The 13,171-nt window shown below is 50.2% G+C and carries 15 protein-coding genes and 1 pseudogene; 6 read left to right on the top strand and 10 right to left on the bottom strand.

Annotated elements, in window-relative coordinates:
• The first annotated feature begins 101 nt into the window (after nucleotides 1-101).
• Nucleotides 102-302, top strand: coding sequence for a hypothetical protein (locus tag AACR41_RS09155; RefSeq protein ID WP_012307983.1), 201 nt, complete (start codon nucleotides 102-104; stop codon nucleotides 300-302).
• A 90-nt stretch (nucleotides 303-392) separates the two neighbouring features.
• On the opposite strand, the gene AACR41_RS09150 is transcribed toward AACR41_RS09155, so the two are convergent.
• On the bottom strand, nucleotides 393-1,064 hold the full coding sequence (locus AACR41_RS09150) for a pseudouridine synthase (protein WP_030006881.1): 672 nt from the start codon (nucleotides 1,062-1,064) through the stop codon (nucleotides 393-395).
• Between AACR41_RS09150 and AACR41_RS09145 the strand changes: the two genes are divergently transcribed.
• The 5 genes and pseudogenes from AACR41_RS09145 to AACR41_RS09125 all read left to right on the top strand — a co-directional run bounded on the left by AACR41_RS09145 (nucleotide 1,052) and on the right by AACR41_RS09125 (nucleotide 6,192).
• Nucleotides 1,052-1,366, top strand: coding sequence for a hypothetical protein (locus AACR41_RS09145; RefSeq protein ID WP_030006880.1), 315 nt, complete (start codon nucleotides 1,052-1,054; stop codon nucleotides 1,364-1,366). The genes AACR41_RS09150 and AACR41_RS09145 overlap by 13 nt on opposite strands.
• 350 nt (nucleotides 1,367-1,716) lie before the next feature.
• A pseudogene (locus tag AACR41_RS09140) lies at nucleotides 1,717-3,056 on the top strand (helix-hairpin-helix domain-containing protein).
• A gap of 47 nt (nucleotides 3,057-3,103) precedes the next feature.
• On the top strand, nucleotides 3,104-3,796 hold the full coding sequence (locus tag AACR41_RS09135; protein ID WP_030006879.1) for an NUDIX hydrolase: 693 nt from the start codon (nucleotides 3,104-3,106) through the stop codon (nucleotides 3,794-3,796).
• Nucleotides 3,797-3,861: 65 nt separating this feature from the next.
• Nucleotides 3,862-4,641 (top strand): MlaE family ABC transporter permease, encoded by a 780-nt coding sequence (locus AACR41_RS09130; protein ID WP_012307978.1) that lies wholly within the window; start codon nucleotides 3,862-3,864, stop codon nucleotides 4,639-4,641.
• 81 nt (nucleotides 4,642-4,722) lie between these two features.
• Nucleotides 4,723-6,192 (top strand): TM0106 family RecB-like putative nuclease, encoded by a 1,470-nt coding sequence (locus AACR41_RS09125; RefSeq protein WP_030006878.1) that lies wholly within the window; start codon nucleotides 4,723-4,725, stop codon nucleotides 6,190-6,192.
• Nucleotides 6,193-6,201: 9 nt separating this feature from the next.
• On the opposite strand, the gene AACR41_RS09120 is transcribed toward AACR41_RS09125, so the two are convergent.
• The 9 genes from AACR41_RS09120 to AACR41_RS09080 form a co-directional block, all read right to left on the bottom strand.
• Entirely contained in the window at nucleotides 6,202-6,864 is a 663-nt protein-coding gene (locus AACR41_RS09120; protein WP_030006877.1) for a Na(+)/H(+) antiporter subunit B, read from the bottom strand.
• Nucleotides 6,861-7,457 carry a DUF4040 domain-containing protein gene (locus tag AACR41_RS09115; RefSeq protein ID WP_030006876.1) on the bottom strand — a complete coding sequence of 199 codons (597 nt, stop codon included), beginning with the start codon at nucleotides 7,455-7,457 and terminating at the stop codon, nucleotides 6,861-6,863. The genes AACR41_RS09120 and AACR41_RS09115 overlap by 4 nt, the downstream gene beginning before the upstream one ends.
• Nucleotides 7,444-7,728, bottom strand: coding sequence for a monovalent cation/H(+) antiporter subunit G (locus tag AACR41_RS09110; RefSeq protein WP_041443973.1), 285 nt, complete (start codon nucleotides 7,726-7,728; stop codon nucleotides 7,444-7,446). Before AACR41_RS09110 ends, AACR41_RS09115 begins: the two co-directional genes overlap by 14 nt.
• Before the next feature lie 5 nt (nucleotides 7,729-7,733).
• Nucleotides 7,734-7,985, bottom strand: coding sequence for a hypothetical protein (locus tag AACR41_RS09105; RefSeq protein ID WP_012307973.1), 252 nt, complete (start codon nucleotides 7,983-7,985; stop codon nucleotides 7,734-7,736).
• Entirely contained in the window at nucleotides 7,982-8,371 is a 390-nt protein-coding gene (locus AACR41_RS09100; RefSeq protein WP_030006875.1) for a cation:proton antiporter, read from the bottom strand. The genes AACR41_RS09105 and AACR41_RS09100 overlap by 4 nt, the downstream gene beginning before the upstream one ends.
• Nucleotides 8,368-9,804, bottom strand: coding sequence for a cation:proton antiporter (locus AACR41_RS09095; protein ID WP_030006874.1), 1,437 nt, complete (start codon nucleotides 9,802-9,804; stop codon nucleotides 8,368-8,370). The genes AACR41_RS09100 and AACR41_RS09095 overlap by 4 nt, the downstream gene beginning before the upstream one ends.
• A gap of 41 nt (nucleotides 9,805-9,845) precedes the next feature.
• Nucleotides 9,846-11,279, bottom strand: coding sequence for a cation:proton antiporter (locus AACR41_RS09090; RefSeq protein ID WP_045441879.1), 1,434 nt, complete (start codon nucleotides 11,277-11,279; stop codon nucleotides 9,846-9,848).
• A complete protein-coding gene (locus tag AACR41_RS09085; RefSeq protein ID WP_315862019.1) occupies nucleotides 11,279-11,629 on the bottom strand; it encodes a cation:proton antiporter subunit C in 351 nt (116 codons plus the stop codon). The genes AACR41_RS09090 and AACR41_RS09085 overlap by 1 nt, the downstream gene beginning before the upstream one ends.
• Before the next feature lie 62 nt (nucleotides 11,630-11,691).
• A complete protein-coding gene (locus tag AACR41_RS09080) occupies nucleotides 11,692-13,110 on the bottom strand; it encodes a cation:proton antiporter (RefSeq protein WP_012307968.1) in 1,419 nt (472 codons plus the stop codon).
• Nucleotides 13,111-13,171: the final 61 nt, after the last annotated feature.

Raw genomic sequence — 13,171 nt, 5'->3', positions numbered from 1 at the left:
TTTTATCGGGAAATTTCCCCTAACGGTGTACTAGATAGCATTACTTTTCTGGGCGATTGCGTTACAGTATGAAATACAGAGCGTTATTCCTGAGGTGAAAAATGCCGCACTCGACCACTGCCTACACTGAAGCATCTCCAGATCACGCCATTTGGGATAGCCTGAAGCAGGCGATCGCCCGCAGTTCTGGTTTCAAGCGCTGGTATGCAAACCATTGCGAAATCCTCGCCCTTGAGAACCTCAGCGTCGATCAGCAAGTCACCATTTACCTCAAGGAAACCCTAGAGACCCTCGCTTATTAAGCGCCCCTCTCAATAGGGATCTGGTGGGCAACTACCAGGAAATCCTAGAATTTCGTCATTCATTCCAAACATCTTTCAAAATCCTAGTAGTCAGCGGCGTTTTCCCTTCGGTTTGCGGCTGACTATTTTTTTGTGGGGCGATCGCTGGTTTGACTTGGCTTTTTTTACCAGGCTTTGTAAGGCTCCAATTTCCGCCGTCGTTAAATGCCGCCATTCCCCCGGCCCCAGACCAGTGAGGGTTAATTTCGCTGGCCCTGCCCCCATGGCGACGCGCATAAGGCGTAATGTGGGGTGGCCCACTGCGGCGGTCATCCGGCGCACCTGACGATTTCGCCCTTCCGTTAGGGTCAGTTCTAACCAGGCTGTCGGGACATTTTTCCGGAAGCGGATCGGGGGTTCTCGTGCGGGGACGGTTGGCTCAGGGATCAAGAGATTGGCGATCGCCGGCCGCGTTTTTTTCCCTTGCACCATTACCCCCTGGCGCAACTGTTCTAACGCCTGCCCGTCCGGGATATTTTCCACCTGTACCCAATAGGTGCGGGGGTGGGCAAATTTCGGTTCGCAAAGATAATGCTTCAAAGGAGCATCATTGGTCAATAATAAAAGCCCTTCGCTATCTAAATCCAAACGACCCACGGAATAAATATCTGGCACAGGCACAAAATCCTTCAACGTTTGCCGCTGTGACCCTTGGGGGCTATTATCAGTAAACTGACAAAGGACGTTATAAGGCTTGTGGAGCAAAACGTATGAGTGCTGCATTAGAACAAGAGATGACTACTAACATCATGCCCGAAGTCACCTCCCAGACACCAGAAAAAATCCAACTTCAGGAAACCCAACCCAGCCCCCTTGCGACTGCCCCGGCGGTGGTTCCTGAAACAAAAGCAGGGGAAAGTCCCCTCCTTGGCTTACTTTTGCTAGTGCCCTTTATTTTTCTGATTTTGATTGCAGCCGTTGTCGTTGAGCGCCTGGTTAAATGGGGTTTGCGAAAATTCTTTGCAAATCAAACCTCTCCAGCAACTTCAATGCCGTCGTCTCCCTTTGCGATCTTCCGTGGCTGACCCCCATTTTTGTTAAAAACGAAAAGTTTTCATGGAGTCACCCTCTCTCTTTTTTAAAGATTAGAAAAAGTTTGTTTATGATGTCGCCATAGCAATGCTTAAAATTTAAAGCCAAACTATCGAAAAAGGGAATTTTTTATTGCCTTGTGGCTTGCGCAAACTAAAAAATAGAACAATTGGCCCTTTGTCCTCTGTGACTCCGTGAAAATGCGGAGGCTTACTTTACAAAAAAGATGAAGTAACGGGATCAAGTGGGTCGCTGTCGGCTGAAAGTGTACCAAGACAAAACTGAAAAATATGACTTTTTTTATATAGAATAGGGTTGAGATCGACCTAAGGTTCTAACAGTTTTGGTTAAAATCCTTCGCCGCAAGTTTATCGGCCGTGCGCCGACCTATGATATTGGACTCAGTCAAGACCATAATTTCTTATTGGGTCAGGGTCTTGTGGCGGCTAACTGTTTTAATAAATCCCACTCAACGGCCTATGCCTACGTAACCTATCAGACTGCTTATCTGAAGGCGAATTATCCCGTTGAGTATATGACGGCCCTGCTCAGTGCCAGCAGTGGAAATAAAGATAAAGTCCGCAAGTATCGGGAAAATGCGGAGCGGATGGGTATTCCAGTCTTGCCGCCGGATATTAACGAGTCAGATCTGGATTTTAAGCCTGTGGGTGAAGGGATTCGTTTTGGTTTGTCAGCGGTTCAAAACCTTGGTGAAAATGCCATTAATGCTATTTTAACGGCACGGGAAGGGGAGCCTTTCTCAAGTTTGTCTGACCTTTGTTCTCGGCTAGATTTGCGTGTTGTGAACCGCCGCGCCCTAGAAACTTTAATTACCTGTGGTGGACTGGATTCACTCCATGATAATCGCCAGGCAATGTTGAAGGGTCTGGATTTAATGATGGATTGGGCGCAGTTGAAGGCCAAAGAAAAGGCCAGTGGCCAGACTAATTTATTTGAAAGTCTAGGGGATGCGGAGGCAACATTTGATGAAGCCCCTGTTTTACCGAAAGTGGCTGATTTAACCTTAGAAGAAAAGCTCCGGCAAGAAAAAGAATTGCTGGGGTTTTATGTTTCTGAACATCCTTTAGAAAAGCTACGGTCAACGATTTCGCCAATTTTATCGCCCATCAGTCTCACGGCGATCGCCAATCACATCAATAAAAAAGTCAGCGCCGTGGCGATTCTGACTGATATGCGCAAGATTTTTACAAAGGCCAATAACGAACCCATGGCCTTTATTCAGTTAGAAGATATTTCGGGTCAAGTGGAAGGGATTGTTTTTCCCCGCACCTATCAAAAAGTTGAACAACTCTTGCAGCTTGATAGCCGCGTCATTGTGTGGGGTAAGGTGCAACAAAAAGAGGACCGGACACAATTGATTGTGGACGATCTCGAACCCATTGAAGAGGTGCGAATGTTGATGATTCGCCTCTCTCCGAGTGAGCTTCATCACACCCAAAGTCAGCAACGACTGAAGCAAATTTTATCGCAGCAGGCTGGGGATAAGAAGACGCGGGGACGAGTTCCAGTGATCGTAATCGTCGGGAGGGGGGGGATCGCACCTTCATTCGCCTTGGACAGGACTATTGGGTGGAGGACGATCACCAGGCCCTCTTGGCACTCCGACAGGGGGGCTTCCATGTCTACCGTGAAAACCTGATCCCCCAGGCCCAAGCGAGCTAACAATTACTTCTACTTTTTAAAAGAAACCCATAAAACCAATAAATCCTATGTCTTACACTTACGAATATCCAAAACCGGGCGTTACCGTTGACTGTGTTGTTTTCGGCCTTGACGCCACACACACCCTGAAAATGATGCTGATTCAGCGGGGGGTTGAACCTTTCAAAGGAGAATGGGCCTTACCGGGAGGCTTTGTGCGCCTTGATGAATCCCTCGAAGAAGCGGCCATGCGCGAACTCCGGGAAGAAACGGGCGTCGAAAAAATATTTCTAGAGCAGCTTTACACCTTTGGTGCTCCGGATCGTGACCCCCGCGATCGCGTCATTACGGTGGCCTACTATGCTTTGATTAACCTAGAGGATCATCCAATTCATGCCCAAACGGATGCCGATGCTGTGGCTTGGTTCTCGCTGGATGAGTTGCCCAATGTCGCTTTTGATCACCAGCAAATCATTGATGTGGCGACCCAACGGCTCCAGGGAAAACTCCGCTATGAACCCATTGGCTTTGAGTTGCTGCCGCGCAAATTCACCTTGACCCAACTGCAAAAGCTCTATGAGCAGATTTTGGGAACCCAACTGGATAAACGGAACTTCCGGCGCAAAATCCTTAAAATGGATCTCTTGATTAAATTAGATGAGCTGCAAACTGGGGTTGCCCACCGGGCAGCGCGTCTTTATTCCTTTGATGAGGCGAAATATCAACGGCTCAAGGAGGCTGGCTTTAATTTCGAGCTTTAAAGCAGGTTTAGAGATCGTTCAGTTTGTCAGAGTCGCATCATTTTGAAGGCGATCACCAAAAGTAGATGGAACCCATCGAGGAAAAACGCGATCCGAGTCTCTGGTATCGGCTTTATTGCGCAGGCTTAATGCTGGGCCAGGTACTATGGCGTCTCCTGCGCGGGAAACTCCGGCGTGACCAGATCACAGAACAAATGCTAACGGCGGGACCGAAGGCGTTGGTGCCAGTGCTGTTGGTCGCTTTTTTTGGGGGAATGATCTTTACGATCCAAACTGCAAGGGAACTCACCACCTTTGGGGCCGAAAGTTTTGTCGGGGGGGCGTTTGCGATCGCCTTTTGTCGGGAACTGGCCCCGATTTTGACCGCGAGTATCATTGCAGGCCAGGTGGGTTCTGCTTTTGCAGCGGAATTAGGCTCGATGAAAATTACCGAACAGATCGATGCTCTGTATATGCTCCGGTCTAATCCCGTTGATTATTTGGTGATGCCCCGGGTGGTGGCCTGCTGTTTGATGTTGCCGATTTTAACGGTCTTTGCCTTGGTGGTGGGGGTGATCGGGGGTACCGGAGCCGCCTATCAGTTCTATGATCTTGCCCCCATTAATTTTTTAACGTCTGTACAAACTTTTCTCCAGCCCCGAGATCTGATTAATGTCGGCGTCAAAGGGATTCTGTTTGGTCTGTTGGTAGGGATTATCGGCTGTAGTTGGGGGTTGACCACCGTCGGCAGTACGCAGCAGGTGGGCCGCTCTGCCACCTCAGCGGTGGTGACGACTTGGATCGGTATTTTTATGTTGGATTTCTTTTTATCTCTCTTGTTGTTTCACCAATCTCCCCTGGGTTAAAGGAGTCCGCAAAGATTTACTCAGCCTGAGGTCAGGGGGATATGTTATTTTCCAAGGAGATTCTTTTATTCCGAGTGCTACATGTTACTGAGCGATGATCTGTTGTTGAATTTTAAGCGGTGTGAACGTCGGGCTTTTTTAGACCTGTATGGCGATCGCACTGAGCAGACATCGGAAAAAGATTTTCTCCAAAAATTACGCAAGGAAAACCAGCGCCAAATTCAGGAATACCTGGGTCAACGCCCCTACCACGAACCCGCCGCCGCCGATTGGGAAACCTGTGCTGCCGAAACAGAAGCCCTGATGGCCGCAGGGGTCGAATGCATTTATCGGGGGGTCTTGCTCTATCACTTCGACCAATGGCCCGACACGCCCATTGAACAGTTAACCCTGGTGGGAAAACCCACAGTTCTCTTGCGACAGCCAGGCCCTTCTCGCTGGGGCAAGTGGCATTATCGACCGATCAGCGTCAAATTAGGCCAAAAACCCAAGCCGGAATACAAGCTGGTGGCGATGTTCCACACTTTTCTATTAGAGGCCATCCAAGGGCGATCGCCCCGCTTAACCCAACTCATTTTGCGGGCTCGCCGGCCCCACCGTGTTGACGTAGACCTCTGGGCCGACAAACTCCAGGAAACGATCACCGACTGCATTAACCTCCTATTACCCGAATTAGAGCCGGAAGTTTTTATTTCCCGGCAACGCTGTCACCTCTGCTCTTGGCACAACCATTGCTATGCGATCGCCCAGGCCGATAACCATTTATCCCTCGTGCCCGGTGTCACCCCCAACCGCTACGAATCCCTCCAGGGCATCGGCGTCAACACCCTCGAATCCCTCGCCCAAACTTCCCCCAAACACCTGGGTCAACACCTAGGCGCCGATATCGCCATGCAACTCCAACAGCAGGCCCGGGCGATCGTCCACCAAGAAGTCGTCTGGCGCATCAACCGTCCCAACAAAACCCAGCCCATTCCCCAGGGAAGCGTCGAACTTTTTTTTGATATCGAAGCAGAACCCGACCGCAACGTTGATTATCTTCTGGGGGTGTATCTGGTCGATCGCCAAAACCAAAAGGAAAAGTTTTACGGTTTTGTGGCAGAAACTTTGGAAGAAGAAGGCAAAATTTGGCAAGAATTTGTGGCATTTGTCACGCAATTTCCCGAAGCACCGATTTTTCATTTTTCCCCCTACGAACGGGACACCCTCAATCGCCTGGGGAAAAAATACGGCACACCGCCCCAGCAACTCCAAAAAATTGTGGGTCGCCTGATGGATATTCACCAATGGGTGACAAAATATCTCGTGTTTCCCGTAGAAAGTTATTCTCTCAAGGCCCTGGCCAATTGCCTCGGCTACCAATGGCGCGAACAGGGGGTCAGCGGCGATCAAACCGTATGCTGGTATGACCAATGGTTAGAAACAGGCGATCGCCAATTATTAGAGGCTATTGTCCGCTACAACGAAGATGATTGTCGGGCAACCCATCACCTCAAACAATGGATCACCAGCTTCCTAGAATCCCAGCAAAAAACCATGGTTTTACGTTGATCCCGTGGGCTACAGTAAACCGCGATAGCGAATAAACATTAAAATCGCCGCCCAGGAGCCCAGGGCAACCTTGACCGCCACGACGATATTGAGGATCGTGATCCAACCACCACTAAATAACGTGCCAAATTCACCGTGGGGGAGCTGGAAGCCCATCAGGGACAACGCTGCTAACAGGAAAAAGACCAGTACCGAAATTTTTTCGAGAATCGCTGCATTCCACTTTTTATAAATGGCGTCCATCCATTGGGGCGAAGAGACGATCGCCACCAGACCAATGGCCGTCCCGCCTGCAACACCGGCGGCAAAACCACCCCCAGGGCTGAGGTGTCCCCGAATGGCCAGTTCAATCCCAATCAGGGCCGCAATGGTCGCCCCCAACCGCGCCAGGACAATGGAAGGGGAATCGGTAAATTGCTTGACTTCCTTCGAGGGGTGTTCGTCGGCCAGTAAAAAACGCACGCCCATGATCGCCAGGGTAAAAACCATCACTTCAAAGCCGGTGTCGTAGAGGCGATTGCGCAAAATAATCCCCGATACGGCATTGGGTACCCCCGCTTCGGCGGCCACCACTTCGGCGATCGCCCCAATCTCCCCTTCCATCGCAAAATTCGGGAAGACGAGCATTTTCACAAATAAAGAAATACCAAAGGCAAGGTAAACCCACTTCATGATTGATGATTCTCCATAAGGGATTGCGGCGACGACGGCCCAACGACTTCAGGGGTAGGCTGTAGCTCTAGCAGTTGCAGTTCGATCACATCCGTCAGGGCTGAGGTTTTAAAGATTTCATAGAGCCGTGGTACACGGGTTTTCAGGACATGAAGGTGCCCATCGCCATCCACCTGCAAAATACAGTGCACATTTTTCTGCGCCAGGGCTTGACCCAGGGCTTGGGTATCTTCAAATACCACGGGTTCCAGGCGTAAATGATATTTGCCCAGTACCTGCTTGAGCAGAGGATTAATTTTTTGGATGAGATTAACGGTATCTGTGCCAGTGGCCAAAACCCCTAAACGCATACTCATCGAAGAACGCACGGCCACCGCATAGAGGGTAATGGACAGCATCGTCCCCACCAATGCTTCGGTTAAAGCCACATCCGCCGCCCCGAACATCGCGTAAAGGAGTGCGGCGATCGCCCCCAGGATTCCCCGAATCACCAACGCATAGTAAGGATTTTTTTGGGCGACTAATAATCCCCCCGTCACGGGCAATAACAAGGCGATCGCCCCCACAAACCAGTCAAAATTAGATCCGTTCATCACCGCCTCCACGACTCGAACAATAGGCCAGCACATACCCCAGTACCGTATTCCAAATGGCGAGGGCAATAATCGCCAAAATCAGCAGGGGCCATTCCCTAGGAATTTTTAGCAGTAGCCCCGCCATAATCGCCATCGAACCCAAGGTGTCAGAGACCGACAGAGTATGTAATTTAAACAACACAGAACGATTACCCAGCAGGGGAGCCGTGCCCCAAAACCAAAAGATCACCCCCACAATGATGCAGCCGTAGCTGAGGATATTGATCAAAGTGCTCATGGTAAATTCACCCGCCTCAAAATGTGAGCTAGTAGCATTAACGCCGCATTGCCGACGCACAAAATTAGGACACCAACAACCCCGACCGTCCAGTCATCCCGCAGCACCGAAATCACCAAAATCATCACCGAGGTCTTACTGGCAATGCTGGCGAAGGCCAGGAGCTTTTGCCAAATATCTTGATCCTGGATCGCCTCATAAATCGGCAGCAGTAACGCGCCGATCATCGCCCCAAAAATCCAAGTCATTTGAGTTTCCTCCTTTGCACACGGTGAACTTCGTACCAACCGTCTTTGTGATAATGCAGCACAATTGTTTTCGGGGTAAAGGTAATCAGAAAAATATCGAGAAAAATTAAGCCTGGAGTCCGATTTGGCTTTACCCGCTCCATGGTGACGGTTTCATAGAGATGGGGGCGAAAAATCATTTCAAAGGCTTCAAAATAGGCCTGGGGAATCGCAATGATAATTTCCCAAAACACATGGAGCCAATCTTTGATCTGAGCCGCATCAAAGCGTTTACCGGGCATCAAGATCGCAATAATCACGCCGATGAGAATATTGGCGGCACTCAGGTCTGCCGTGAGCAGAAACCAGATCATTAAAATCAGAAAAATATCGAGAATGCCGATCATAGGGTCACCATCCAAAATAATCCAGTTAAGACAACGCTCATGCCGCCGATCAGCTGCTCAAATTCTTCAAAGATCCGGGGCAGCTTAAATTCGAGACGTTTCATAATCAGCCAGTACAACACCCAGCCAACAGCAATTTTGATCAAGGCCTTGGGGATATTAGAAAATTCATAGGCTTCGAGATAAAAACCATTGCCGAGGATGACACCGCTTAATAAAAAGGCGATCGCCCCCCAAAAGGTCACACTTTTTGCAGTAAATTTCGTCGCGGCATCATGGGGAATAAACAAGAATTTGGCGAAGGCCAGGGCTGTCCCCACGGCGGCAATATTCAGACCCATTTCCTGCCAGGGCGCAATATTTTTAAGCAGGAGGGCCTTTGAGCTAAAGCCAAGCAGCAACGGCATCCCGACCATCGACAGGCAGGCGATCGCCAAGGGCAGCCACAGACTACTCGCGATTTTAGTTTGGCGCAGTTCCTGAAAATTGCGGGTGGGCAATTGCCCCGCCATCAAAAATAAAGAAGATTTCACTAAACCATGGGAGAGGGCCGCCAAACCCGCCACTGCTGGTGCTGAGAGCAACAACCCTAATTTTGAGATGGTGCTAAAAGCCAGTAAACGTTTGGCGTCGGTTTCGAGAATGGCAAAGGTAATCCCCAACAGGGCGGTGGCCAGCCCGAACAGCCTCAGCCACAGATCCAGGTCTGGCACCAAAATGCCGCAGCGCAGGAGGGGGAAAATTCCCGCTTTAACCACGACACCGGACAACATCGCCGATACGGGGGTTTCTGCTTCGGAGTGGGTTAGGGGCAACCAAAATCCCGAAATAAAGACACCGCCCTTGGTGAGTAGGCCCAGGAAAATCAGGGCGATCGCATCGCTGGGGGCTTCGGCCAGACCCGCAAAAGCGAAGGATTTTGTTGCTTGGTAAACTAGCACCGCCCCAATGAGATAGAACAGCATCGCCGTATTGCTGAGGAATAAATACCGGAGACCAATCCAAATGGAACGGTCGGTACGCTGGTAGGTCATCAACAAAAAAGCCGCAATGCTAATGGCCTCCAGGGCAACGTAGAGGCTAATCAGATCGGCGCAGACAAAAACGGCATTGAGGGCCCCGTGCAAAACCACCAACTGGGTAAAGAAAAAAGCACTTTTGTTACTTTTCCAGCAGTACACCGTCACGGCGATCGCCACCGCCGCATTGGTCAAAATAAAATAGCCGCTCTGGTCATCCACCAGTAGATCCACCCCATACATCCCCAGGAGCTTAAGGCTGTAGGGTTCCGGCTGAAAAATTTGGACAAGGCCAAAGATTAACGAACCAATAGAAACGAAAATCGCCAGATAACGATCAATCTTGGGCAGTAAATAAATACTAAAGCCCACCACAAAGGGAAAAATTACCCAGCCAATGGTCAATTCATTCATGGTTATCGTCCTCCCTAAACTAACGACCACTGAGAGTTGTCCTAAGCCAACACCAGCCAAAACAAACCCGTCAACACAAGACTCATCACCCCCACCAGATGTTCAAATTGCTCCACGACCCGGGGCAGCTTGACCGTAATCCGCTGGAAAATCAGCCCATAGGCCAGCCAACCGATGCCGATGGTGACTAACGCCTTGAGGATATTACTGGGTTGATAGGCTTCCAGGTAAAAGCTGTTGGTCACAAACAACCCACCCAGGAGCAGCACAATTGCACCATAAAAATTCGGCAAAATTTTGAGGCTGGGGTCTGTTTTTTTCGGGAGGAAAATGAATTTCGCAAAGGAAATTGCTGTCCCCACCGCCGCCACATTGAGGGCGAAGCTTTGCCAAGGCAGAATATTTTTCATCGTCAGAATTTTAGAACTGTAGCCCGCCAAAAAGGGCAAGCCAGAGATCGAAGCACAGGCCAGCACCAAGACCCACCAGTAAGCCCGGGGAATCGACTGTTCGCGCAAAACTTTAAAATTGCGACTGGATAACTGTCCCGCCGTGAGAAAAAGCGCGCCTTTAACGAGGCCATGGGTAAGGGCATAAAACCCACCCACCGCTGGCGCGGCCAACACAAAACCCAATTGGGAAACGGTGTGAAAAGCCAACATTCGTTTTGTATCTTTCTCAAAAACCGCATAGCCAACCCCCAACAGAGCCGTACCCACACCGAATAATCGCACCACAGGATCAAGCTCTGGCACTAATAGGGCGCAGCGGGCCAGGGGAAAAACGCCAGCTTTAACCACAACCCCTGATAAAAGGGCAGATACGGGGGTTTCTGATTCTCCATGGGTGAGGGGGAGCCACAGACCAGAGACAAAAATGCCCCCCTTGGTCAGTAAGCCTAAAAAGATTAAGGCGATCGCCTCCTTGGGGGCCACTGCCAAACCCGAAAAAGCAAAGGAATTACTCGCTTGGTAGACCAATACCGCACCAATGAGATAAAACAACATCGCGGTATTGCTAATGAAGAGATAGCGCAGGCCAACCCAGAGGGAGCGATCGCTGCGGGAATAGGTGATCAATAAAAATGCGGCAATCCCAATGCACTCTAGGGCGACATACAGACTGATCAAATCCGCACAGCAAAATGTTGCATTCACGGCCCCATGGAGGATCACCAGCTGGGTATAGAAAAAGGGTGATTTCTGCTTGTCAAAACAATAAAGGAGTACAGCCCCCGTCACCAGCCCATTCATCAAAATGAAATAGCCGCTCAGTTCATCGAACATCAGGGTGACGCCGAAGCTATCCAAGAGCTCTAGGGTAAAAGGCTCTAGACTCCAAAGCAGACCGATACTATAGATCACCGATAGAGCGGCGATCGCCAAAGCAAAGTAACGGTTCCAGCGGGGCAAGAGATAAATACTAAACCCCACAACAAACGGCAACAAAATCCAAATAATTGTGATGTTGTCGATCATGGCGTGTGGCTTTTCTCGATTTCGCTGGTTTCTAAGGTCGGATTATCCCGTGACAACTTCATCACGCCCACGAGCATCAAGGCCTGAATCGAAAAGCCGATCACAATCGCCGTCAAAATCACGGCCTGGGGCACCGGATCGGCATAGGCGATCGCCCCCTGTTCCGCATCCACAATGGGGGCAAAAATTCCCCCACGGGCTGCCACAAGAATGTAATACGCAATCACCCCTGTACTCATCACATCCATGGCCAGGATTTTCATAATCAGATTTTTTTTGAAAATGATGCCGAAAAACCCAATGAAGATTACTGCAAACACACAGGCTTCGAGCATAGACATCGACATGGCTGAATTCCCTCCGTCCGAGTGGGGGATGTCCCTGATGACAATCCCCCATTAATGATTTCCTACACCGACAAACTTTTCTCAAGGGCTTCCCGGTCGGCAGGCACATCCGGATCCTGGGGCTTATTTAAAACAGCCTGGAGGAGCGGCGGTGCTAAGAAAGTGGTCAAGATCACCATCACAATGATGGCTGCTTCTAGGGGCTTATCTAACACACCACTAGCAGAACCAATGCCCGCAAAAACGAGGCCCACTTCTCCCCGGGGAATCATCCCAAAACCAATGGCCAAGCGATTCACCCCCGGTTGACCAAAGACGGCCCAGCCCGTGATTACCTTCCCGACAATCGCCACAACGATGAGGAACGCAGCAATCACTAATCCAGCGCGGTTGGCAGACTCGAAGGGATTCAGAACACCAAGGTCTGCTTTTGCTCCCACGGTTACAAAAAAGATCGGCACTAAAAAGTCGGCAATAGGCATTACCTGGCGGTCTAACTCCTTACGGAGATCCGTTTCATCCAACACGAGACCCGCTGCGAAGGCCCCTAAAATGGCTTCTAAATGAATGAGGTTCGCAATGATCGCCATCACCAACGCAAAGGCAAAGGCCGGAATCAACAGCGCACCCCGGGTTTTTAGTTTGGCGGCGATCGCCTCAAAACCTTGGTTAAAGAATTTACCGAGCAGAATCGAACCCAACAGAAAAGCACTGGCCCCAATAATCAGATAGACCACATTCAGGAGATCCACTTCCCCGGTCTTGGCCAAACTCGCGACGACCGCTAGAACAATAATCCCCAGTACATCGTCAATCACCGCCGCACCGACAATGATTTTGCCTTCGGTGGACTTTAGCTGACCCAAGTCCGACAGCACCTTCGAGGTAATGCCAATACTCGTGGCCGTGAGGGCGGCCCCCGCAAAAATAGCAGGGATAATCGGCGTATGGAACAACGTCACTAGGCCCACCGTCCCCAAGAGGAAAGGTGCCACCACCCCGACAATCGCGACCACTGCAGCCTGGGAGCCCACCTTACTCAGCTCCCGGAGATCTGACTCAAGGCCAATCTCAAATAACAGCACAATGACCCCAAGCTCTGCCAATACCGAGATCACTTCGCTTTGGCTGGCAAAAATATGCTCAAGGGCAGTGCCATCTAAACCACCAAGCTGCTGCAAAAACAGCATTAAACTTGAGTCGGCCGCCGTGGCCCCTGTTTCCGGAAAGACAATAAGGTGGAGCGCCGAGACCCCAACCAGAACACCTCCGACCAGTTCCCCTAATACAGGGGGTAAGCCGACCCGTTTGGAGAGTTCTCCCCCCAACTTACTCATGGCGTAGATCACCACCAGGGTCATTAAAACGCCGGTTAAAACAAATGAACCATAGTCAGCTTCCGGGGTTGTCGCCAGGGACAGGGAAGGAACGAAATCCGTCAATCCTGGCAGACTACCAGAAAAGATTGTGGGACTTAGCATAGAATTTTTGCCTCAAACGTTGTGGTAAAAAGCGATCGCAAATATTGCAGGGATGGGACAA

Source organism: Picosynechococcus sp. NKBG042902 (genome assembly GCF_963864045.1).
GTDB lineage: Bacteria > Cyanobacteriota > Cyanobacteriia > Cyanobacteriales > MRBY01 > MRBY01.
Note: the sequence above shows the minus strand (reverse complement) of the source record. Positions and strands in the feature narration are given on the sequence as shown.